This is a genomic window from Chryseobacterium sp. POE27, from assembly GCF_039727685.1.
Lineage (GTDB): Bacteria > Bacteroidota > Bacteroidia > Flavobacteriales > Weeksellaceae > Chryseobacterium.
Map to the genome: position 1 here is coordinate 644557 of NZ_CP152475.1, position 23213 is coordinate 667769.

Annotated in this window: 22 protein-coding genes and 3 pseudogenes; 11 read left to right on the top strand and 14 right to left on the bottom strand. The window is 36.7% G+C overall.

What is annotated here, in order from left to right:
• Positions 1-2: 2 nt before the first annotated feature.
• From AAHI02_RS02905 to hisIE, 7 genes are read left to right on the top strand one after another with little or no spacing between them, the layout of a single operon-like run.
• Positions 3-344: an aminotransferase class I/II-fold pyridoxal phosphate-dependent enzyme gene (locus AAHI02_RS02905; protein WP_346985368.1), complete on the top strand. Its 342-nt coding sequence runs from the start codon at positions 3-5 to the stop codon at positions 342-344.
• Positions 298-1035 carry an aminotransferase class I/II-fold pyridoxal phosphate-dependent enzyme gene (locus AAHI02_RS02910; protein WP_346986660.1) on the top strand — a complete coding sequence of 246 codons (738 nt, stop codon included), beginning with the start codon at positions 298-300 and terminating at the stop codon, positions 1033-1035. The genes AAHI02_RS02905 and AAHI02_RS02910 overlap by 47 nt, the downstream gene beginning before the upstream one ends.
• Entirely contained in the window at positions 1032-2123 is a 1092-nt protein-coding gene (gene hisB, locus AAHI02_RS02915) for a bifunctional histidinol-phosphatase/imidazoleglycerol-phosphate dehydratase HisB (protein ID WP_346985369.1), read from the top strand. Before AAHI02_RS02910 ends, hisB begins: the two co-directional genes overlap by 4 nt.
• A 1-nt stretch (position 2124) precedes the next feature.
• On the top strand, positions 2125-2706 hold the full coding sequence (gene hisH / locus AAHI02_RS02920; RefSeq protein ID WP_346985370.1) for an imidazole glycerol phosphate synthase subunit HisH: 582 nt from the start codon (positions 2125-2127) through the stop codon (positions 2704-2706).
• Positions 2706-3425 (top strand): 1-(5-phosphoribosyl)-5-[(5-phosphoribosylamino)methylideneamino]imidazole-4-carboxamide isomerase, encoded by a 720-nt coding sequence (hisA, locus tag AAHI02_RS02925; RefSeq protein ID WP_346985371.1) that lies wholly within the window; start codon positions 2706-2708, stop codon positions 3423-3425. The genes hisH and hisA overlap by 1 nt, the downstream gene beginning before the upstream one ends.
• A 23-nt stretch (positions 3426-3448) precedes the next feature.
• Complete coding sequence (hisF, locus tag AAHI02_RS02930) at positions 3449-4201, top strand: imidazole glycerol phosphate synthase subunit HisF (protein ID WP_346985372.1); 753 nt, start codon at positions 3449-3451, stop codon at positions 4199-4201.
• Complete coding sequence (hisIE, locus tag AAHI02_RS02935) at positions 4198-4788, top strand: bifunctional phosphoribosyl-AMP cyclohydrolase/phosphoribosyl-ATP diphosphatase HisIE (protein ID WP_346985373.1); 591 nt, start codon at positions 4198-4200, stop codon at positions 4786-4788. Before hisF ends, hisIE begins: the two co-directional genes overlap by 4 nt.
• Before the next feature lie 86 nt (positions 4789-4874).
• On the opposite strand, the gene AAHI02_RS02940 is transcribed toward hisIE, so the two are convergent.
• The 6 genes and pseudogenes from AAHI02_RS02940 to AAHI02_RS02965 form a co-directional block, all read right to left on the bottom strand.
• Entirely contained in the window at positions 4875-6050 is a 1176-nt protein-coding gene (locus AAHI02_RS02940; RefSeq protein ID WP_346985374.1) for a M28 family peptidase, read from the bottom strand.
• An 85-nt stretch (positions 6051-6135) separates the two neighbouring features.
• Positions 6136-6480, bottom strand: coding sequence for a 50S ribosomal protein L20 (gene rplT / locus AAHI02_RS02945; protein WP_346985375.1), 345 nt, complete (start codon positions 6478-6480; stop codon positions 6136-6138).
• A gap of 119 nt (positions 6481-6599) precedes the next feature.
• Complete coding sequence (gene rpmI, locus AAHI02_RS02950; protein ID WP_002979658.1) at positions 6600-6797, bottom strand: 50S ribosomal protein L35; 198 nt, start codon at positions 6795-6797, stop codon at positions 6600-6602.
• Positions 6798-7125: 328 nt separating this feature from the next.
• Positions 7126-7626 (bottom strand): translation initiation factor IF-3, encoded by a 501-nt coding sequence (gene infC / locus AAHI02_RS02955; RefSeq protein WP_175608770.1) that lies wholly within the window; start codon positions 7624-7626, stop codon positions 7126-7128.
• A gap of 176 nt (positions 7627-7802) precedes the next feature.
• Positions 7803-9723, bottom strand: a pseudogene (thrS, locus tag AAHI02_RS02960) (threonine--tRNA ligase).
• Positions 9724-9886: 163 nt separating this feature from the next.
• A pseudogene (locus AAHI02_RS02965) lies at positions 9887-11432 on the bottom strand (hypothetical protein).
• Positions 11433-11580: 148 nt separating this feature from the next.
• On the opposite strand from AAHI02_RS02965, the gene AAHI02_RS02970 reads away from it, so the two are divergent.
• From AAHI02_RS02970 to leuB, 4 genes are all read left to right on the top strand, one after another.
• On the top strand, positions 11581-12744 hold the full coding sequence (locus AAHI02_RS02970) for a 2-isopropylmalate synthase (RefSeq protein ID WP_346985376.1): 1164 nt from the start codon (positions 11581-11583) through the stop codon (positions 12742-12744).
• A 32-nt stretch (positions 12745-12776) separates the two neighbouring features.
• Positions 12777-14159 carry a 3-isopropylmalate dehydratase large subunit gene (leuC, locus tag AAHI02_RS02975; protein WP_346985377.1) on the top strand — a complete coding sequence of 461 codons (1383 nt, stop codon included), beginning with the start codon at positions 12777-12779 and terminating at the stop codon, positions 14157-14159.
• A 115-nt stretch (positions 14160-14274) separates the two neighbouring features.
• Positions 14275-14874, top strand: coding sequence for a 3-isopropylmalate dehydratase small subunit (gene leuD, locus AAHI02_RS02980; RefSeq protein WP_346985378.1), 600 nt, complete (start codon positions 14275-14277; stop codon positions 14872-14874).
• Positions 14864-15985, top strand: a complete 1122-nt coding sequence (leuB, locus tag AAHI02_RS02985) for a 3-isopropylmalate dehydrogenase (protein WP_346985379.1) — start codon at positions 14864-14866, stop codon at positions 15983-15985. Before leuD ends, leuB begins: the two co-directional genes overlap by 11 nt.
• Before the next feature lie 143 nt (positions 15986-16128).
• On the opposite strand, the gene AAHI02_RS02990 is transcribed toward leuB, so the two are convergent.
• From AAHI02_RS02990 to AAHI02_RS03025, 8 genes and pseudogenes are all read right to left on the bottom strand, one after another.
• Positions 16129-16317 (bottom strand): hypothetical protein, encoded by a 189-nt coding sequence (locus AAHI02_RS02990; protein WP_346985380.1) that lies wholly within the window; start codon positions 16315-16317, stop codon positions 16129-16131.
• 13 nt (positions 16318-16330) lie between these two features.
• A complete protein-coding gene (locus tag AAHI02_RS02995) occupies positions 16331-16936 on the bottom strand; it encodes a DUF4230 domain-containing protein (RefSeq protein WP_346985381.1) in 606 nt (201 codons plus the stop codon).
• Between the two features lie 3 nt (positions 16937-16939).
• Positions 16940-17146 (bottom strand): hypothetical protein, encoded by a 207-nt coding sequence (locus tag AAHI02_RS03000; RefSeq protein WP_346985382.1) that lies wholly within the window; start codon positions 17144-17146, stop codon positions 16940-16942.
• Positions 17106-17507 carry a hypothetical protein gene (locus AAHI02_RS03005; RefSeq protein WP_346985383.1) on the bottom strand — a complete coding sequence of 134 codons (402 nt, stop codon included), beginning with the start codon at positions 17505-17507 and terminating at the stop codon, positions 17106-17108. The genes AAHI02_RS03000 and AAHI02_RS03005 overlap by 41 nt, the downstream gene beginning before the upstream one ends.
• A gap of 1 nt (position 17508) precedes the next feature.
• On the bottom strand, positions 17509-17976 hold the full coding sequence (locus tag AAHI02_RS03010; RefSeq protein ID WP_346985384.1) for a nucleoside triphosphate pyrophosphohydrolase family protein: 468 nt from the start codon (positions 17974-17976) through the stop codon (positions 17509-17511).
• A 628-nt stretch (positions 17977-18604) separates the two neighbouring features.
• A complete protein-coding gene (locus AAHI02_RS03015) occupies positions 18605-21067 on the bottom strand; it encodes a reprolysin-like metallopeptidase (protein ID WP_346985385.1) in 2463 nt (820 codons plus the stop codon).
• Positions 21033-21533, bottom strand: coding sequence for a hypothetical protein (locus tag AAHI02_RS03020; RefSeq protein WP_346985386.1), 501 nt, complete (start codon positions 21531-21533; stop codon positions 21033-21035). Before AAHI02_RS03020 ends, AAHI02_RS03015 begins: the two co-directional genes overlap by 35 nt.
• Before the next feature lie 202 nt (positions 21534-21735).
• Positions 21736-22876: pseudogene (locus AAHI02_RS03025) on the bottom strand (acyl-CoA dehydrogenase family protein).
• Positions 22877-23213 lie beyond the last annotated feature (337 nt).

The following is a 23213-nucleotide window of genomic DNA, read 5'->3' on the forward strand; positions in this document are numbered from 1 at the left end:
TAATGACAACATTTACCATCAATAATTTAGTAAGAAAAAATATTTTGCAGCTACAGCCTTATACAAGCTACAGAGATCAGCAAAATCCTGAAAATCCGGTATTGCTGGACGCCAATGAAAGCCCCTTTGGAACGTATAACCGCTATCCGGATTCTACTCAGAAAAAACTTAAAATTAAACTGGCAGAATACAAAAACATTTCCCCAGACTGTATTGCTGTCGGAAACGGAAGTGACGAACTGATCGATCTGATCATCAGGATTTTTTGTGAGCCTAAAAAAAGATTCCATTCTGGTGATGAATCCTTCATTTGCGATGTATGGATTTTATGCCACTATCAATGAAAACAAAGTGATAAAACTGAATCTTAATGATGATTTTGAAATCAATAAAGAATATTTTTTAGATGAAATAAAAAGCAACTCCTCAAAAGTATTCTTCATCTGTTCGCCTAATAATCCTACAGGAAACAGTGTAGATGATCTGGATTTTTTTATCCGGAATTATGACGGAATTGTCGTAGTAGATGAAGCTTATATTGAATTTTCTGAAAAAGATTCTGCTCTTTCGCTTCTGGAAAAATATCCCAGTCTTATCGTACTTCAGACCTTTTCAAAAGCTTGGGGAATGGCCGGCGCAAGGTTGGGAATTGCTTATGCTTCTGAAGAGATTATTAGATTAATCAATACCGTAAAAGCACCGTATAATGTCAATAGTATCAGCCAGGAACTGATTCTTAATGCGCTTGACAATCCTGAAATTTTTAATGGAAATCTTAAAAATATTCTTACTGAAAGAGAAAGCTTAAAAAATGAGCTTAAATCTGTTCCATGTGTTATTAAAATATTTTCCACCGATGCCAATTTTTTTCTCATCAGATTTGAGAATGCAGAGGCTGTATATCAGGCTTTATTGGACGAAAATATTTTCACAAGCAAAAGAACTCCGCAAATTCCGGAATGTATAAGAATCAATGTCGGCAGTCGTGATGAAAATCAGAAACTTATTAATGTTTTAAAAAATATTAACTCATGAAAAAAGTATTATTTATAGACCGTGACGGGACGTTGATTATAGAACCGGAAGATTTTCAGATCGATACATTGGAAAAACTTGAATTTTATCCGGATATTTTTCAAAATCTGTCAAAAATTGTCAGAGAACTGGATTATGAATTGGTCATGGTAACCAATCAGGACGGTTTGGGAACAGATAGTTTTCCGGTAGAAGACTTTACGCCTCCGCATGAAAAGATGCTGAAAGCATTTCAAAATGAAGGTATTATATTTCAGGATATTCTAATCGACAAAAGTTTTGAATATGAGAATCTTCCCACCAGGAAACCCGGAACAGGAATGCTGAATCAATACATTTACGGCAATTATGACCTTAAAAATTCTTTTGTTATCGGAGACCGTATCACAGATATCCAATTGGCAAAGAATCTTGGAGCTAAAGCTATTTTCATCAATGATTCGGAAAATAGTGAAGCCGAATTAACGACCACAAAATGGGAAGATATTTATCAGCATTTAAAGCAAATTCCGAGAAAAGCAAAAGTATTTCGTAAAACTAATGAGACCGAAATAGAGATCGAAATTAATCTCGACGGCAAAGGAAAATCTAAGATTTCAACCGGTTTGCATTTCTTTGATCATATGCTGGAACAGATTTCAAAACACGGAAACCTTGATGTAGTGATAAAAGTTAAAGGTGATCTGCAAGTAGATGAACATCACACCATTGAAGACACCGGAATCGTCTTAGGAGAAGCTATTAGTAAAGCCCTCGGAAATAAAAAAGGAATTGAACGATACGGTTTTTTACTTCCTATGGATGATTGCCTGGCGCAGGTGGCTGTAGATTTCGGAGGTCGTCCCTGGCTGATGTGGGATGTGGCATTTAAAAGAGAAAAAATAGGAGATGTTCCTGCTGAAATGTTTTTTCATTTTTTTAAATCTTTAACTGATTCCGCCAAATGCAACCTGAATATCAAAGCAGAAGGAAATAATGAGCATCACAAAATTGAAGCAGTATTCAAAGCTTTTGCAAAAGCAGTGAAAATGGCGGTGCAGCAGACTGATACCAATTTTAACATTCCGTCTACCAAAGGAAGTTTATAATATGATTGCAATTATTAAATACAATGGAGGAAACTTGAATTCCGTCCAAAATGCACTTAACCGCTTGAATGCAGATTCCGTAGTCACAGATGATTTTGAAACCATACAGAATGCCGACAAAGTTATCTTCCCCGGCGTAGGCGAAGCATCATCTACAATGAAACTTCTGAAGGAAAAAGGACTTGATGAGTTGATTCCCAATCTGAAACAACCTGTTTTAGGCATTTGCCTGGGAATGCAATTGATGTGCGGTAGAAATGAGGAAGGCAATACTTCCGGAATGGGGATTTTTGATATTGAAGTTAAAAAATTCCCTTCTTACGATCTTGTTCCTCACATGGGATGGAATACATTTCATAATGAAAAATCCCTTCTTTTTTCAGGCTTGAGACAGTGGGATGATGTTTATTTCGTTCACAGCTATTATTGTGAATTATCAGATTACACAACTTCGGTTTGTAATTATATTCTGCCTTTCAGTGCTTCTTTACAGAAAGATAATTTCTTTGCAGTACAGTTTCACCCTGAAAAGTCAGGAGCTGCAGGAAATGAAATTTTAATGAATTTTTTAAAATTAAGCTAATGAAAATTATTCCCGCCATAGATATTATCGACGGAAAATGTGTACGGCTCTCGAAAGGAGATTACAGTACACTTAAAATATATAATGAAAATCCGGTTGAAGTTGCTAAAGCATTTGAAGATCACGGAATCAAAAATCTTCATCTCGTAGATCTGGACGGAGCAAAATCAAAGCATATCGTCAATCAAAAAGTCCTTGAAACGATCGCCCGTGAAACTGATCTGAAGATTGATTTCGGTGGGGGGCTGAAAACAAAACAGGATATTGAAATCGCTTTTGATTCCGGAGCCAGCCAGATTACAATCGGCAGTATTGCCGTTCAGGATCGGGAGTTTTGTTTTGATCTCGTCAAACAGTTCGGTTCGGAAAAAATCACTCTGGGAGCCGATTGTGAAAACCGCAAGATAAAAACTTCCGGCTGGCTGGAGAACAGTAATCTTGATGTGATTGATTTTATCCTTCAATACCAGGAAAAAGGAGTACAAAATGTAATCTGTACCGATATTTCAAAAGACGGCATGCTGGAAGGGCCATCTTCCAATTTATATCAGGAAATTTTAAATAATACATCCATTCAGCTGACGGCGAGCGGTGGGATTTCCTGCATGGAAGATCTTTATAAAATGAAAGAAATTGGCTGTTCGGGAACTATTGTCGGAAAAGCGATATATGAAGGGAGAATCAATTTAAATGAACTGCAGAAGTTTATGGAAGTATAAAAGTAAATCATAAAAGTTTATTAATGTTAAAAAAAAGAATTATCCCTTGTCTGGATATCAAAGACGGAACCACAGTGAAAGGAATTAATTTTGAGGGTCTCCGAAATGCCGGAGATCCTGTAGAACTGGCTAAAAAATATGAATATGACGGCGCCGATGAACTGGTATTTCTTGATATCACTGCTACTTTGGAAGAAAGAAAAACTTTTGCGTCGCTCGTTCATACCATTGCTGCAGAACTCAGCATTCCTTTTACGGTTGGAGGCGGAATTTCCTCGCCGGAGGATGTAAGAATTCTTTTAGAAGCTGGTGCTGATAAGATCAGCATCAATTCATCGGCCGTCAAAAATCCGGCTTTAATTTCTGTTCTAGCTAAAGAATTTGGCAGCCAATGCATTGTTGTAGCTGTAGATACAAGATTTGTAAATAGTTCAGATTGGGTGCATATCAAGGGCGGAAGAGAAATAACCCAACTAAAAACGCTTGATTGGGTTCAACAGGCCGAATCATTGGGCGCCGGAGAAATATTACTGACTTCCATGGACGGAGACGGTACCAAAAATGGTTTTGATCTCAGGATCACCAGAAAGGTTGCAGATCTTATCAATATTCCGGTTATCGCTTCAGGAGGAGCCGGAAAAGTAGAAGATTTTGAGCAGGTTTTTATGGAAACAAAAGCTTCCGGGGCTTTAGCCGCAAGCGTTTTCCATTTTGGAGAAATTGAAATTGAGAGTCTTAAAAGAGAATTAAAATCAAAAAAAATATCTATCCGATGAATATAAATTTTAGCAAAAACAACGACGGTTTAGTCCCTGTTATCATTCAGGACGACAGAACTTTGCAGGTACTTATGCTGGGCTATATGAATGAAGAAGCATTTGAAAAAACTTCACAGGAAAGTATTGTAACATTTTTCAGCCGCTCTAAAAACAGACTTTGGACAAAAGGGGAGGAGTCCGGAAATTTTCTGACAGTAAAAAGTATTGACATCGACTGTGACAATGATACAATTTTAATTAAAGTTATTCCCCAAAATGTAGTCTGCCATAAAGGAAGTTTCAGCTGTTTTGGAGAGAAAGATGCAAAAGGTTTTCTTTACGAACTGGAAACAATGATTAATCAACGTATTGATGAAAAATCAGAAAATTCTTATACGTATTCTTTGTTTCAAAAAGGCATTAATAAAATGGCTCAGAAAGTAGGCGAGGAGGCCGTGGAACTGGTAATCGAAGCGAAAGATAATAATGATGATTTATTTAAAAATGAAGCCGCAGATCTTTTATATCATTATTTAATTTTGCTTAAAGCCAAAGGAATGCAGATGCAGGATATTGAAGAAATATTGACACAGCGTAATCGATGAAATGTTAAAAATCAAATATATGCATTTATTAAAAGGTTTCGGCGGGCTTTGCCCGCCGAAACCTCATTTTCTTATATCAAATTAAATTATTTTCCGATAATGACTTTTCGTACTGCAGTTTTTCCATCTGCTTTTACATTACATAAATAAACACCGTTGGTTAATCCTGAAACATTAATTTTACCCTCATTTTCTTTATTCAAAATTAAACGTCCATTCATATCTGTAATTTCAACCTTAAAACTTTTAATTTCTTTCGGCAATTCAATATTCAGATAATCTTTTGAAGGATTGGGGTAGATTTTTACAGATTCCAGAGAATTTAAAGTTAATTCTTGTGTACCCAATGATACTGTCGTAGCCGTAGCAAAATGCTGTAATGCTCCTACAGCTGCTTTCCCTACATTAAATACGTAAGTCGGATCTACATTGGCAAAAGTATCATTTACCGTATGTTCGTTATAGCTTCTTACGTTTTCGTAAAATCCAGTGATGATATCTCCATTTTGTTCGAATGGGATGTAATCTGAAGAATAAGCATTAGACATAACAGTCTGCAATGGCGAATAGAGCGTGGTGCAGTTAGCCAATTGCTGAGTAAATGCAAGAGATTGGGCATCATTTGTAGTTAAACCAGCCTGATCACTTTCACATTTTATAGCATTATTATTATTTCCGATTTTACCTCCCACCTGATCTATATTGAAAACCAGTCTCACATTTAGCTGTCGGGTATTATTCTGAAAAACGACATTATCCGCATAATGACCGCTTCCCTGTAATCCCTGCTCTTCACCGGAAAAATGAATAAACTTAATGGAATACTCTGTAGGAACATCTTTTAAAATTCTTGCGGCTTCGAGAATAATTGAAGTTCCGCTGCCGTTATCACTCACACCGGGACCTGTAATCGTATCGTAATGTCCGCAAATGATAACATAAATATTAGGATAAAGCGTTCCTGTCTTTGTTATAATTAGATTTTTAGAACTTACATTACCGCCAAATGTGAAAGGATCCTCAGTAATCTGACTTGTAGAATAACCGTACGACTGATATTTTGCTTTAAGCCAGTTTAAGGCATTGGTATTTGCTGCTGACCCAGTAGTTTTCACGCCGAGGTTTTCAAAATCCTGAAGAAGAGTGGTAATATTGGTCTGTGAGACCTGATTGGCTCTGTTCTGATAGGCCTGAATAAAACTTTGCCCATTAAATGCCAATGACATCAAAGAGAAAAATAAAACGGTAACTGATTTTTTCACTTGTACAAAAATTAATAAAAGCAAATGTATAAATAAAAAAATCCCGAGCAAAGCCGGGATTTATATTGATAACAAAAATTTTACATTATTTTACTTGATCTACAACTGCTTTGAAAGCTTCAGGGTGATTCATTGCTAAATCTGCTAAAACTTTTCTGTTAAGCTCAATGTTGTTCTTTTTAAGAGCTCCCATAAACTGAGAGTAAGACATTCCTTGCTCTCTTGCACCAGCGTTAATACGCATGATCCAAAGGGCTCTGAAATTTCTCTTTTTCTCTTTTCTACCACGGTAAGCATATTGCATTGCTTTTTCTACCGCGTTTTTAGCTACAGTCCAAACGTTCTTTCTTCTACCGAAAAAACCTTTAGCTTGCTTTAAAATTTTCTTTCTGCGAGCTCTTGAAGCTACGGCATTTACTGATCTTGGCATAATTTAAATTGTTTTTTTGAAAAGGGCGACAATCTGTTTCATTGTACTTGGTTGCTCCGTTTCAGGGTTAAAAATTCTGAATTGTTTAATTCTTATAAACCGAATTAGATTTATAAAAACTACTTGATTGCTAATTGACGTTGAACACTTTTCTCGTCCACTTTAGCAACATAAGAAGTAGTAGTAAGATTTCTCTTCTGCTTAGTTTCTTTCTTAGTTAAGATGTGGCTTTTGTAAGCGTTTTTTCTTTTGATCTTACCAGATCCGGTAAGAGCAAAACGTTTCTTAGCACCTGATTTCGTTTTTAATTTTGGCATTGTCTTGCTTTTTATTGTTTTGTTATCAATACTTTGGTTATCGGCTAAAAGCTTTTGGCAATTAGCTTTTCGCGCGTGTCCCTCGCTCATTCGTTCCGCTTTGCTCCACTCACTCACTCGGGCCGGGCTATTCATTGCAAGTCCTCACTCAGCGCTATTTTCTTCGCTTGTTGCGGGCTTTTCATTACTATCCCTCACGCAATAATTGCGTCTGCAAAATTACTAAAAATAATGATACAAAAGGAGACTTTCAAAGAAAATCTCCTTTTGTTTATTTTAAATCATTAAATAAAGCATGAACTTTAAAATTAATGATTATAATTATAGATTATTTAGCCGGTTTTTTAGGACTCATCATCATAATCATTCTTTTTCCTTCAAGTTTAGGAAGCTGATCTACTTTTCCTACATGCTCCAGTTCCTGGGCAAGTTTCAAAAGTAGGATTTCTCCCTGGTCCTTAAAGATAATCGAACGTCCTTTAAAAAATACGTAAGTCTTTAATTTTGAACCTTCTTCAAGGAATTTCTCAGCATGCTTCTTCTTAAACTCGTAATCGTGTTCATCAGTCTGAGGTCCGAAACGAATCTCTTTTACAACCACTTTTACCTGCTTGGCTTTCAGTTCCTTCTGTTTTTTCTTTTGCTCATATAAGAACTTTTTATAGTCCAATATCCTCGCAATAAACGGTTCAGCCTTATCGGAAATTACTACCAGATCAAGCTCTTGCTCCTGAGCAATTTGTCTTGCTTTATCTGTAGGATATACTCCCGGCTCTACGTTATCGCCCACCAAACGAAGCTCTCTCACACGAATTTTATCGTTGATCAAGTGTAAGTCCTCCTGTACAGGACGTCTTTGTGGGCCCCTGTTGTTAAATCTTTGTGCTATTGTATTATAATTTTATTGGTTAATTCTAATTTATTAAATATTCAAAATTAAATGATTAAAAGATTATTTTACATGAAGTAATTTTTCAATTTTTAAATCCTTTAATCTTTTAATGATTAAATCGCGGCTTCTTTCTTGAAATAAGAAACGAAATCTTCTAAATTCATCACTCCCAAGTCGCCTTCACCACGTCTGCGTACAGAAATTGTGCCATCCTTCTCTTCATTTTCTCCTACCACCAGCATGAATGGAATTTTATTTAATTCCGCATCACGGATCTTCTTACCGGTCTTTTCATTTCTGTCGTCAATCTGACCGCTAATATCGTGATTTTCTAAGAATTGTGAAACTTTTTTAGAATAATCAACATATTTCTCACTGATTGGTAGAATTATAAACTGATCCGGACTCAGCCATAATGGAAAATCTCCCGCAGTATTTTCAAGCAAAATAGCAATAAAACGTTCCAGAGAGCCAAATGGCGCTCTGTGAATCATTACCGGTCTGTGCTTTTCATTATCATTTCCGATATAGTGAAGATCAAATCTCTCCGGTAAGTTATAATCAACCTGAATGGTTCCAAGCTGCCATTTTCTACCCAAAGCATCTTTTACCATGAAATCCAGTTTCGGACCATAGAATGCGGCTTCACCATATTCAACAACAGTTTTCAGACCTTTGTTTGCTGCCGCTGTGATGATCGCATTTTCTGCTTTTTCCCAGTTCTCATCGGAACCGATATATTTTTCTCTATTATCAGGATCTCTTAACGAAACCTGCGTCATGAAATCTTCAAAACCTAAAGATTTGAAAACGTATAATACAAGATCAATTACCGCCTCAAATTCCCCCAAAAGCTGATCAGGAGTACAGAAAAGGTGAGCATCATCCTGGGTAAATCCACGAACTCTTGTCAGCCCGTGAAGCTCTCCGCTTTGTTCATATCGGTAAACGGTTCCGAATTCTGCGTATCTTTTCGGTAAATCCCTGTAACTCCATTGTGAAGTTTTATAGATTTCACAGTGATGCGGGCAGTTCATCGGCTTCAGCATAAATTCTTCTCCCTCATTCGGCGTTTTTATTGGCTGAAAGCTGTCTGCCCCGTATTTATCCCAGTGTCCGGAAGTTACATACAATTCTTTAGAACCAATATGAGGAGATATTACAAATTCATAACCTCCTTTTTTCTGAGCATCTGAAAGGAAATTCTCCAGTTTTCTTCTCAAAGCAGTTCCTTTTGGCAGCCAAAGCGGCAAACCGGCTCCGACTTTTTCAGAGAAAGCAAAAATTCCCAACTCTTTACCTAATTTTCTGTGATCTCTTCTTTTGGCTTCTTCTAATCTTTCAAGATATTCTGTCAATTCTTTCTGTTTAGGGAAAGAAATACCGTAAACTCTTGTTAATTGAGGATTTTTCTCATTTCCTCTCCAGTAAGCTCCGGCTGCATTTAAAATCTTTACCGCTTTTACAATACTCGTATTCGGAATATGTCCTCCACGACAAAGATCTGTGAAATCGTCATGCGTTACGAAAGTGATTTCTCCGTCGTTAAGATTAGAAATCAGTTCTACTTTATAAGGATTATCTGCATAAACTTTCAATGCTTCCTCCTTAGAAACAGGATATAGTGAGAATGTTGAGCCTTTTTTTAGCATTTTCCAATACTTTTTTCTCAATCTTCTCAAAGTCTTTTTCAGATAAAGTTTCGGCACCGAAATCTACGTCATAATAGAATCCGTTTTCTATAGCAGGACCGATGGTCAGCTTAGCATCAGGATAAAAATCAAGGATTGCCTGCGCCAAAAGGTGGGCCGAAGAATGCCAGAAAGCCTTCTTTCCAAGATCATCACTCCATGTTAATAGCTGTACCGTAGAATCCGTGGTGATAGGCGTGGTCGTCTCTACTTGTTTGTCATTAACAATTGCGGAAATGGTATTTCTAGCCAATCCCTCGCTTATAGATTTTGCCACGTCTAGCGGAGTAACTCCTGCCTCGAATTCTTTGACGCTATTGTCCGGAAGTGTAATTTTTATCATTGTTTACTAAGAAATTTTTAAGAGGCAAAAATACGAATTTTTTAATTAGTATGCTACATCCGCCCATATTTACAGCGAGATTTAATACTAAAATGAAATAAAAATCGTTTTTACTGTTTGGAAAATATTCAAAACATTGATTACTACGAATTTAATAATTACATTAATTCTTTCTTTTGTATCTCACTTTTTCCTTAATAATCTCAATCACATCCACGTTTCTTAATTTAGATTTTACCCAGCCGTGAATATCTATATATAATAATGACCTTCTGTAATATTCGTTATCAGCAAAAAAGCCCAGTTTTCTATCAAACTTTCTGAAAGATCCCAATTGTTGATCAGGTGCTACATCATTTAAATTTTTGAAAAACTGAATGCTTTCAAAATGAAATTCATCAGGCTTTTTCATCTTTTTTACAAACTTTGAAGTTGCTTTGATAAATTCATCATAGTCTTCATCATTTCCCGACTCATGTTTGGCCATTAAGATCAAAATCCGTGTATGAAACAGCAGATCTTCCTGCACATTGCCCTTTGAATCAATAACCTTTACAGAATATTTTATTGATTCCTTAAACTTTTTACTTCCAAAAAACATGGCGGCCATTTTTAGGTACAAAATCATAAAATGATGCTCATCAATTTTATCACGAAGTTTATCCATTTTCAGCTCAATTTCAGGAATCAGTTTTGAGCCGGAAAAGAATTCACCTTTTACAAAGTGAATATTCATTAAAGTATTGTAATGTGTCAGAAAAATAAGAGATTGCAAATTCTCATTTTGAGCAAAACTTGAAGAATGAACTCTTTTATTAAACTCCATGAAACTATTTTCTAAAATATCAATATTTCCATACAGAAAAAGGATTTTCAGGAGATACGTATTTCCTTTGATGTACCAAACGGGGTGGCTTATAATCATCTCAGGATTTTTGTGAAATAAATCGACCCATTGAAAAGCGTACTTCAATGTATATTTATATTCCTGAAGCAATTGATTTTTCCAGACATGAGCCTTAAAGTACCATAGTTTCTCAGTAAAATTCAATTTTTCAAAAGTAATTTTCTGAATCTGAGCATTGAAAATCTCCATGATCTCAGCGCGGTCTTCATCATTTTTTACGTAGCCGTGCGTCAGCATTTCACTGTATAATTTCAGGGAAAGATTAGACAATTCTGTGGCATAGTGATTTTGCTTGCTGATTTCCGTAGATTGCCTGATCAGCTCATCCGCTCTCCCTTCAATACTTCTTGTAATAAACTGTGATTCAATTACTTTTTCTAAATCTATAATTTCCGAAGCAATTGTCTTTTCATCAAGTTCTAACGCCGACTGTTTCGTTTTATCTAAAATTTTCAAAGCCTGTTTATAAAGACCTTTCTGGTAGAGAATATTCGCAAAATCCAGTTGCTCACGTAGTTGTATTCTGTAGTTTTGATGACTCGGGTTCAGCCTTAAGCTTACCAGAATCTGTTTGTAAAGATGAGCTTTCAGGTTTGACAATTGTTGTTTCGTCGAAATTTTTTTTATCAATGATAATATTTTCATCGTATTCCTTCATCTTGTCCATTTCTGAAAAGAGAAGGAGAAATTTTGCATCAACATTAATTCCGAGACGGTTTACATACAGCTTAAATTGCCTTTTTTCTGAAGTCGTCAATGATTTAATCAGTACAAATAAAAAATCTTTATGCAATTCTGCCATTGTAAATTTATGAAATTTAAAATAATGATAATCAGATATTTAAAATTAAAATATAATATTTTGAGTATTGTATTTTTTTAAAACTATGAAAAGAGAAAAACGTTTCAACTCTCTAGTTTTGATTCAAAATTAAGTAAAAAACTTCATTATGAATTCCGAAAAAGTCGAAATTTTTGATACCACGCTGCGTGATGGAGAACAGGTGCCGGGTTGTAAATTGAATACGGAGCAAAAATTAATTATAGCCGAAAAACTGGATGAACTTGGAGTAGATGTTATCGAAGCTGGCTTTCCTATTTCAAGTCCGGGAGATTTTCATTCCGTTTCGGAAATTTCAAAATTAGTGAAAAATGCAAAAGTTTGCGGGCTGACAAGAGCAAATCAGAAAGATATTGAAACCGCGGCGGAAGCTTTAAAATTTGCCAGAAGACCAAGAATCCATACAGGTATCGGAACATCGGATTCTCATATCAGATATAAATTCAATTCCAACAGGGAAGATATTATTGAAAGAGCGGTACAAGCCGTAAAATATGCCAAAACTTTCGTGGAAGATGTAGAATTTTACGCTGAAGACGCCGGAAGAACGGATAATGATTACCTGGCAAAAGTTTGCGAAGCTGTAATTAAAGCAGGCGCTACCGTTTTAAATATTCCTGATACAACAGGATATTGTCTGCCCGAAGAATATGGCGCAAAAATAAAATATTTAAAAGAAAATGTAAAAGGCATTGATAAAGCAATTCTTTCCTGTCACTGCCACAACGATTTGGGAATGGCCACTGCGAATTCCATAGCAGGCGCGATCAACGGAGCGAGACAGATCGAATGTACTATCAACGGACTGGGAGAAAGAGCCGGAAATACCGCTTTGGAAGAGGTTGTGATGATTCTCAGACAGCATCCGCATTTACAGCTACATACAGATGTTAAATTTAAAATGCTTAATCCTATAAGCATTTTGGTTTCAGAATTAATGGGTATGCCTGTGCAGCCCAACAAAGCAATTGTAGGTGCCAATGCATTCGCGCACAGCTCAGGAATCCATCAGGATGGGGTGATTAAAAATAGGGAGACATACGAAATTATTGATCCCGAAGAAGTTGGCGTAAGCTCTTCAAGCATTGTATTGACTGCACGAAGCGGACGTTCTGCTCTGGCTTACCGATTCAAGCATATCGGTTTTGATGTTACTAAAAATGAACTCGATTTTTTATATGAAGAGTTTCTGAAAGTGGCTGACCGTAAAAAAGAAGTTGATAATGATGATTTAAGTTTAATCATCGAAAATGTAACGAGAAAAATAGGGTAGAAGGATAGATTTTCTTTTAGATATAATTTAAAATGAACAGCGATAAAAAAACACTTTTTGACAAAGTCTGGGATGCGCACGTAGTAGAAACAATTCCTGACGGACCTCAGATTATATACATAGACAAACATCTGATTCACGAGGTGACAAGTCCGCAAGCTTTTGCAGAACTGGAGTCCAGAAATCTGGAAGTTTTCAGGCCAAAGCAGATTGTAGCCACGGCAGACCACAATGTTCCGACATGGGATCAGGATAAGCCGATACGCGATGATTCTTCCAGAAATCAGGTTGAACAGCTAACTGAAAATTGTAAAAAAAATAATATTGAATTATATGGTTTAGGCCATCCTTATCAGGGGATTGTTCATATCATTGCTCCGGAGTTAGGCGTTACACAGCCTGGAATGAGCATTGTATGCGGTGACAGTCATACTTCAACACATGGCGCTTTCGGATCTATTGCTTTCGGAATCGGAACAAGCCAGGTCGCACAGGTTTTTGCAAGTCAGTGTTTATTGCTGAACAAACCTAAATCTATGAGAATCACAGTAAATGGTCAGTTAAATAAAAACGTTCAGCCAAAAGACGTGATTTTATACATTATTTCAAAAGTCGGAACCGATGGCGGAACAGGGTATTTCTGCGAATATTCCGGAAATGTCTTTGAAGAAATGTCAATGGAAGGCAGAATGACGGTTTGCAACATGAGCATTGAAATGGGCGCCCGCGGCGGAATGATCGCTCCTGATGAAACGACATTTAATTATGTAAAAGGAAGAACCTTCGCACCAAAAGGTGAAGAATGGCAAGAGAAATTAGATTACTGGAAAACTTTGAAAACGGATGACGACGCAACTTTTGATGCAGAATTTTCTTTCGATGCGTCCGAAATTTATCCGATGGTTACATACGGTACCAATCCGGGAATGGGAATTTCCATCAGACAAAATATTCCGAATCCGCAAAATGATTCTGAGAAAAAAGCACTGAAATATATGGGATTAAAAGCCGGACAGGCACTTTCTGATATCAAAGTGAATTATGTTTTTATCGGAAGCTGTACCAATGCAAGAATTGAAGATTTCCGGTCTGCGGCAAATTATATTAAAGGAAGAAGAAAATCAGAACATGTACAGGCTTTAATTGTTCCAGGTTCACAACAGGTGGTAAAACAGATTTTTGAAGAAGGTCTGGATACTATTTTTAATCAAGCCGGGTTTCAGATCAGGCAGCCGGGATGTTCCGCATGTCTGGCGATGAATGACGATAAAATTCCGGAAGGTGAATATTGCGTATCGACTTCCAACAGGAATTTTGAAGGTAGACAGGGACAGGGCGCAAGAACGATTCTTGCAAGTCCTTTAACGGCTGCCAAAGTTGCCGTTGAAGGGAAAATTTCGGTTTTTGAAAACTGATTTAAAGGTGAATTTTTTTAAAATCAATAGTTAATCGTGAATATTCAGTATGAAATAAATTGATCACTCACTTACGAAGTTAAATTCACTTTTCACATTAATAATTTAGATAAAAATGCAAAAATTAATCACAATAAAATCCACGGCGATTCCTTTGCCGGTAGAAAATATAGATACAGATCAGATTATTCCGGCCAGATTTTTAAAAAGTATTGATAAAAAAGGGTTTGGAGATCATCTTTTCAGAGACTGGAGATACAATGTTCATACAAATGAGCCAAATCCTGATTTTGTTCTGAATAATCCAAAATACAGCGGTGAGATTCTGGTTGCAGGAAACAATTTCGGTTGCGGAAGCAGTCGTGAGCACGCGGCGTGGTCTTTAACGGATTATGGTTTTAAAGTTGTTGTTTCCAGTTTTTTTGCAGATATTTTTAAAGGAAATGCTTTAAATAATGGGTTGCTGCCTGTAAAAATTTCCGAAAGTTTTTTAAAAGAAATTTTAGCGGATATTACTGAAAATCCTGAAAAAGAAATATTAGTAGATGTTGAAAAGCAAACGATTACTTTTAACGATAAAACAGAAAGTTTTGAAATTGATTCTTACAAAAAAATATGTCTGATGAATGGTTACGATGATATTGACTTTTTAATCAGCAGAAAGAAGTCAATCACAGAATTTGAATTAAAAACACAAAAAGTTTATGAAAACTAACTTTAAAATTGCAGTTCTTCCGGGAGACGGAATCGGGCCGGAAGTAGTAGCGGAAAGCATGAAAATTCTGGATGCAATTGCTGAAGCTTTTCATTATCAGTTTGAATTTAAATATGGGTTGATGGGCGCCGAAGCGATTTATAAAACAGGAAATCCTTTACCGGATGAAACACTGGAAATCTGCAAAGAATCTGATGCGGTACTTTTCGGAGCGATCGGAGATCCTTCTTTTGATAATAATCCTGATGCAAAAGTACGTCCCGAGCAGGGTCTGCTGAAGCTTCGTAAAGAGCTCGGGCTTTTTGCAAACATCAGACCGTTGAAAACTTATAGTTCCTTAATTGAGAAAAGTCCTTTAAAAAAAGAAATCATTGAAGGAACTGATATTCAGATTTTCAGGGAGTTGGTGAGCGGAATTTATTTTGGTGAAAAATTTACGGATGAAGAAGCCGGATATGCTTACGATATTTGTAAATATAACCGTGATGAAATTTCCCCAATCGTTCACATGGCTTTTCAGGAAGCACAGAAGCGTAGAAAAAAATTAACGCTAATCGATAAAGCCAACGTATTAGATACTTCCAGGCTGTGGAGAAAAATATGCAAAGAAATTGCGGCAGAATATCCCGATGTAGAACTGGATTTTATGTTTGTTGATAATGCTGCCATGCAATTGATTCTAAATCCAAAACAGTTTGACGTTATTGTAACAGAAAATATGTTCGGAGATATCATTTCGGATGAAGCGAGTGTGATCGGTGGTTCAATCGGATTGCTTCCTTCAGCTTCGATAGGTAATGGTAATGCTTTATTTGAGCCTATTCATGGGTCTTATCCACAGGCGAAAGGAAAAGGAATCGCCAACCCGATTGCTTCCATTCTGAGTACGGCGATGATGCTTGATTATTTAAAGCTGGAACAGGCAGCGGAAAAATTAAGACAGTCTGTAGAACACGCTATTGAAAATAAATATGTAACGGTAGATCTGAATGCTGAACAACCTTATTCTACGAGTGAAGTGGGAAGTTTTATTGCAGATTTTATTAAATATTCCGAGAAATCTTATTACAACTTTGAAAATGTAAAGCTCGGAAAATCTACCATTGTCTAATATAAATTTCGCTTCGCTGCAATTAGATAAGTAGTAAAGAGTCCATAAATTCGTACGGCGGAGCGATTTTCTTACGGTTTGATTTTTATTTGTATATTTTTTTCTGAAAAAGGTTCCGCTTCTTTTGAAGCAGAACCTTTTTATTATTCTTCAGTATTATCCGTCTTTCCTGATTTATTGTTGTTTGAAGATTTCTGAACATCTTCTTTATCTACATCAGACGGATTTGTCTTTTTCGATGATGCAGGAATATTAGGGAAATCCTGATTTTGTTTTTTGGTTTCTGCGGAGTTTGCAGATTCCTGCTTTTTGTCTTTTTCTTGCGGTTCCATAGCTTTTTACGTTTTACAATTTTAAAATACCCAGCTTTCCTGTCTGGTCTTCTATCTTGTAATCCAAAGCCTTTGCCAAAACAAAAATAGTATTAAGATTTTCCAATAATTGCTGACGGCCTTCATTTCTCAGCCTGTTCTGATCGATTGAATTAATTGCGGTAGTTTTGGCTTTCTGTGTTACATTTTTAATATCCTTTTCAGAAATCCTGTTAAAGAAAGAATCATCAAGTGACTGGATTTCAACACTTGGAGTAATTCTTATTTCCGCTTCCGGCAATTCTGTAATAATGAGTTTTTTATTGACAGAATCAACCTCAATTTTCATTTTATTAAGATCATAAGAAACCTGCGCATTGGTTTTGGTATAGGTAATAATACTGTTGCTGGACATTTCTTTTCCGAAAAACTCATAGCCCATCTTTGTTTTCTGCATTGATGAAGTATTCTGCTCAAGAACGACCATTTTGTTCATCTTTGAAATCTGGTTGGTCAGAATATAATAATCTGATTTTTCAGTTTTCTCCGCAGGATTGAAGCAGGATTTAAAGCTGAAAAACAGGATAACCATTAAAACAGCTCCTGCCAGAAACGGTAGTATTATTTTTAGATTTCTCAAAATTTATTTATTAAAAATTTCTTTGATTACTGATGTATCATCTTTTTTTAATATCTGAACCAAATCTCTTTCGATGTATCCTGTAGTAGGCATTTCTATGATTCTCCCAATTTCTTTACCATATCTTTCTAAGATGATCGTAGGAACTTTCTGAATATTATAGCGTGCTTCATCTCCTGTTGGCGATTCTTTTTTTGCGATTAACGGCAATGATCGTGAGCTTACTTTCAGGATATTTTACTTCCTCCAGGATTTTCATCAGTCTTGGGAAATCTCTGTGGCTGTCTTCGCACCAGGTTCCCATAAAAACAATAATATTGTAACTGTTAATTTTATCTTTTTTAAGTTCGCTGATGGCTTTCTGATCCATTGCATATTCGTCATGCTCTTTTACATACCAGTCGGCATAAGGAGCTTCGAGAAATTTTTCTTTAAGTTGGTTTCCTAAAAGCATTTTGCCGTCGCTGGTAGTTTCCACTTCACGGCCCACTACTACTTTTTGTGCAGTAATTTGTTGATTTGCCAGTAATAAAGCGGAAACAGCAACAAGATTTGTAATAATTTTTTTCATGCTATTTTTCAATAATGGTCTTTAAATCTGCAGGGGAGTAATATTTGTTCTTCAGAACTTTATGATCCGCTTTTCTGTAAACATTAAACTTTTCACCAGATTTTTCATAAAAAGATTCTACGTCTTTTTCTTTGTAAAATTCAACGGTTTCCTTTGCCTGTTCTTCATTATCACACGCTTTCGACATATTGGATCGCTGAACTTCGTTGAACAGTTCTACAAATTTACTGCCAAGTCCGAATTCAAGAACAGCACCGCTTAAAACATACTGTAAATCACACAATGCATCGGCAATTTCCACGATATTATTGTCGGCAATAGCCTGTTTTAATTCGTTCAGTTCTTCCTGCAAAAGTTCTACCCTCAAATTACATCTTTCCGGTGAAGGAATCTGCGGAGTTTCTAAAATGGGTGCTTTAAAAGTGGTGTGGAATTCTGCTACCTGGTTCAGACTATCAATTTTATCCATGAATATTTTTTATTTACGCAAATATAAAAATAAGGTTTCATAAATCAGGATTTGAGACTTAGGTTTTATTTAAATTTAGGTAAGTATATACAAGTTTACCGCAAATAAAAATGAGAAGTAATTTTGTAAGTTTAAAACAGCCACTGGGTCATCTTCGGTACTTGCTCACTCATCGATTAGACATTAGATGGAAAGCCTTTTAGAATATCTTGAAGGAAACTCAAAAAAAGAGGCTGTCTCAAAAGCGAGACAGCCTCTTATTCAGCTTATTTTATGCACACACTTGGCTATCTGGTATACATTGATAGGGTTTTCCTTTGATACAGCATTTTCTATATCCTTGAAAACAATCTTGAATGCATGTTTCAATTCCTCCGTAAATTCCTTTTAATCCAGATCTTGTAATTTTTTTTAAATTTTCCATAATGTTGATTATTAGTATTTTATGTTATGGTGAATTTAAACAAATATTTTGAATAATACAAGAATGCTTAGTTTTAATTATTTAATTTCACTTAATTTGAATCTTATGCTTATGAAATAATAAGCTCCATTGAGGATTAAAATGATTTCATAAAAAAAAGACTGCCCGTTTTCGGACAGTCTTCAAATTTAATTGAATAAGCTATTAGTTTTTAATGAATCTCTTGGAAGTTTCTCCGATCTGAATCAAATAAGCACCTTTGATAAGGCTGCTTACATTCACAGAGCCTCTTTCAAGTTTTCCTGAATTGATTAGTTTTCCACCCATATCGAAAATTTTGTAATCTTCTGCTTTCGTATTTGAGATATATAAGATATCTTTTGCAGGATTCGGATATAATTTAATATCTGTAATAAGATCTTTTATCCCTGTTTCATTTCTTCCGGATGACACAATATTTAAAGTATAATCTTCGACCTGTCCGTATGTATAAGTTCCACATGATGAAGAAGGAACGGAATTATACTGCATCATAACTCTCATTCTTGTGCTTCCTATTGTTGCTGTAGACGGAATGGTGATCGAACCGGTTGCAGGGCTTGTTGTTGAACCTGTTTTAGACCATGCCAACTCTCCGCTGTCTGTAAAATCTCCATCTCCGTTATAATCAATGTAAACAGCGTAGGCCTCACTGTAAACAGTCGACGTCCAGACAGGAGTTACAGAAATAGTATAGGCAGTTCCTCTGGTAACATTGGTAGAAACAGATGTAAAGTTTTCATAACCGGCAGTTCCTGTCGAAGTATTATTAATCGAACCGAATTTTACATTTCCGATTCTTTCATCAGACGTATTATTAGCAGAAGCTGAACAGTAAGAAACGGTACTTCCTGCGAGCGTGGTCACACTTACTGTATTGCTTGAAGATGATACATTGCCTGCTGCATCTTTTGCTCTTACGGAGAAACTGTATGTTGTAGAAGGAGTAAGACTTGTTACCGTATAAGAAGTCGATGCCGTAGAACCGATCAGTGAAGATCCCTGATAAACATCGTAGCCAGTTACCGCCACATTATCCGTCGCACCTGACCATGAAAGATTAGTCGTTGTAGAAGTGGTTCCTGAAGCTGCTAATGAAGGTGCCGTCGGCGCTGTTGTATCTACCGTTCCGGATCCTGCATTTACCGTGATATTGGCATTATTCACATCAAAGAAAATATGATTGGATCCTTTTACCATAATTCTTCCCGTCGTCGTAGATGAATTCGGAATTGTTACTGCCTGAGAACCGTCATTAGGCGTTCCGGCAAGTAGAGTAGTCCATGTATTTCCGGAATCTGTAGACCAAAGAATATCAACATTCGCGGCATTTACACCATTTGCAGTAGTTCCTGCAACATTCCAGGTAACAGTTTGAGATGTTCCTCCTGTATATGTTGTCGCAGAATTCTGTGAGCTTACACTGAAAGGTCCGGCTGTTCCATTCACTGTAATTACTGCATCATCGGAATTATTTCCTGAACCTCCGGCTCTGTTGTCACGAACTGTAAATCTGAAATTATAGGTTCTTGCCACAGTAGATAAAGCTTCCACAGTAATCTCTGAACCGGCTGTAGTGGTTGCTCCTGACAAAACGGAAGCCATTCTTGGGAAATATCTTACCGGTGAAGCTGTTGGAGTAAATGATCTGAAAGTAGGACCCGAAGATTTGGTAGCACTGGCCGCCGAACTTGCTCCCGTCTGAGATGAAGAAGCATTATCCATCTGTTCCCAGATATAGGTTAAAGAATCGCCGTTGGCATCAGTTCCTGTTCCGGTTAACATAAATGGAGTTCCTTTCGGGATGGTATAATCTGATCCTGCGTTAGCTGTCGGAATTGAATTTCCGGTGTTTGTGCTTACCGGGCAGGTTTTAGCTTTAATATTATTGGTAATCTGCTGAATACTGATAGCGTGAAAGAAAGCATCAGAGTGCGGCTGAATATCCTGGCTTGTAATTCCTGCATATCCCATAATTGTTGATCCGGATCCAGGTTCCATATTGGCTCCTGTCCCTTCATTACTCATAGAAAAAGTGTGATTTCCGCCAAACTGATGCCCCATTTCGTGAGCAACATAATCAATATCAAAATTATCACCCGACGGAATGGCATCAGCAGGAGAAGTATAGCCGCTTCCTTTTGATCCGTTGGTACATACACAGCCGATACATCCTGCGTTTCCTCCGCCTCCGGAAGCTCCGAAAAGGTGACCAATATCGTAATTGGCTTCACCGATAACGGATGTTAAAGTAGACTGTAGCTGAGAGTTCCAGTTACTCATCTGCGATGCAGCAGAGTAGGGATCTGAAGATGCACTGGTATAAATTACAGCATCGTTATTGGAAATTAAAACCATTCTGGCGGAAAAATCTTTCTCAAAAACTCCGTTCACACGGGTCATCGTGTTATTCATTGCGGCTAAGGCATTGGCTTTTGTCCCTCCGAAATACGCCGTATATTCTCCTGTACAGGATAAAGCCAGTCTGAAGGTTCTTAATTTGGCATCATCAGCATTAGGTCTTGCTGCCATGTCACTTGACGTTGCACCTTTCTGGGCAACATCAAGTACAGTACATTCAAATGCACTGAGATCATCTTTTTTTATCAGATTTTTTATAAACAACATAAGCAGAAAGGTCTTTGGTAAACGGCTCAATGAAGACCGCAGATTTATCGCCATAGATTTCCATGGACGACAATCCCAAAGATGAAACACTGAAATAAACCGTTGAGGCAGGATTTTCAAGGCCTTCACCGACGTAAGATTTGATATCAGGATACTTAGCGGCAAGCTGTGGATCAAAATTGGAGTTTTCCCTGATCTTGAAATTTTCCATTCTTCCTTCAGCGTTCGGAAAAGAAATAATAATTTCCGATTTTTCTCCCGCAGTAAGCCTTTTAGGTGCTTTGGCAAGAACACTTTTTAATCCGTTAATATCAAGGCTGTAAACTTTAGGATTAATAATATTGCTTTTATTCTCAAAGATCTCAGAAGTTACTTTTCCTGAGTTTGGTGACCATAGCCGGTCGGTCTGACCGAATGAAATGCCGGAAAGAAACAGCATTCCTAACAATGATAATTGTTTTTTCATATATATTCTTTTTTGATTGTGGAATTCCAAAGCTAATAAAAATTTAATTACGAAAAACAAAATTATTTAAGAAACATTTAGATAATCCATCTAATTCATTATGCAATACATTACGACTATATATTCCATAAAAATAAAATAGTACACGCAATACACGTGTACTATTAACTTATTAAGATATAATTCTAATTTTTTAAGTCGCCTATTTGGTGATATCTCTTCCGATGACCAATCGCTGAATCTCTGAAGTTCCCTCCCCGATTGTACAAAGCTTGGAATCTCTGTAGAATTTTTTCTGCCGGGAAATCTTTGGTATAACCGTAACCTCCGAAGATCTGAACGGCATTGTTGGCAATTCTCACACAAGCTTCAGAAGCGTATAGTTTTGCCATAGCGCCTTCTTTAGTCATTTTCTGCTTGGCATTTTTCAGAGTAGCTGCTCTTTGAATCAGTAATTCTGATGCATCAATCTCAGTCGCCATATCTGCCAGCATAAAGTTGATGGCCTGAAATTCTGAAATTGACTTTCCAAACTGATGTCTCTCTTTTGCATATTTTAAAGCCGCTTTATAAGCCCCTCTGGCAGTTCCCAAACTTAAAGCTGCAATAGAAATTCTTCCTCCGTCAAGGATTTTCATGGCTTGTTTGAAACCCTCACCAACCTCTCCCAAACGGTGAGAATCCGGAACACGAACATTATCGAAAATCAATTCTGCCGTTTCAGAAGCTCTCATTCCCAGTTTATTTTCCTTTTTACCAGAAGAAAAGCCAGGCATTCCTTTTTCTAATACGAAAGCTGTTGAATTATTCTTTGCACCCTTTTCACCGGTTCTTGTCATTACTACCGCGATATCACCGGAAATAGCATGCGTAATAAAGTTTTTCGCTCCGCTGATGATCCACTCATCACCATCTTTCACTGCAGTGGTAGACATACCCCCGGAATCAGATCCAGTATTATGCTCAGTAAGTCCCCATGCACCGATCACTTTTCCTGATGCTAATTGAGGAAGCCATTTATTTCGCTGTTCTTCATTTCCGAATTCATAAATATGATTGGTACAAAGTGAATTGTGTGCTGCTACGGAAAGCCCGATAGAGGGATCAACCTGGGAAATCTCATCCAGAATCGTAACATACTCGTGATATCCAAGTCCTGAACCTCCGTACTGCTCAGGAATAACAATTCCCATAAACCCCATTTCTCCTAACTCATGAAACAAATCTTTCGGGAAAGTCTGACTTTCATCCCACTCCATAATATTAGGTCTAATATTTTTTTCAGCAAACTCTCTTGCCGTTTCCGCTATCATTTTAATGTTGTCAATAGTCTCTGTATTCATATAGATATATATAGTTAGTTCCCAAAGATAACCAAATTGACGGAACGTCCAAAAAAATTATTTTATGCATGATGAGTCACTCGCAAATTTTTAATTTTCAGTTTTTTATATTCTTAAAATCAAAAATTGCTTAATAAAAACCAAGCATATTAATTTACGATTAGTCATCCAATTTTTAACGTTGTAAGAAAACTTCCAAGTCCCGCAATGATTATCTCTTCCTATTTTACATCGCGGGCACCGGGAAAAGTTTGGATAGTCCTTTTTTGTTATAGCCACGACTTTATCTGACAGTTAGGGTTTTTAAATAATGATTTTATAGCACAGCGTAGGATAC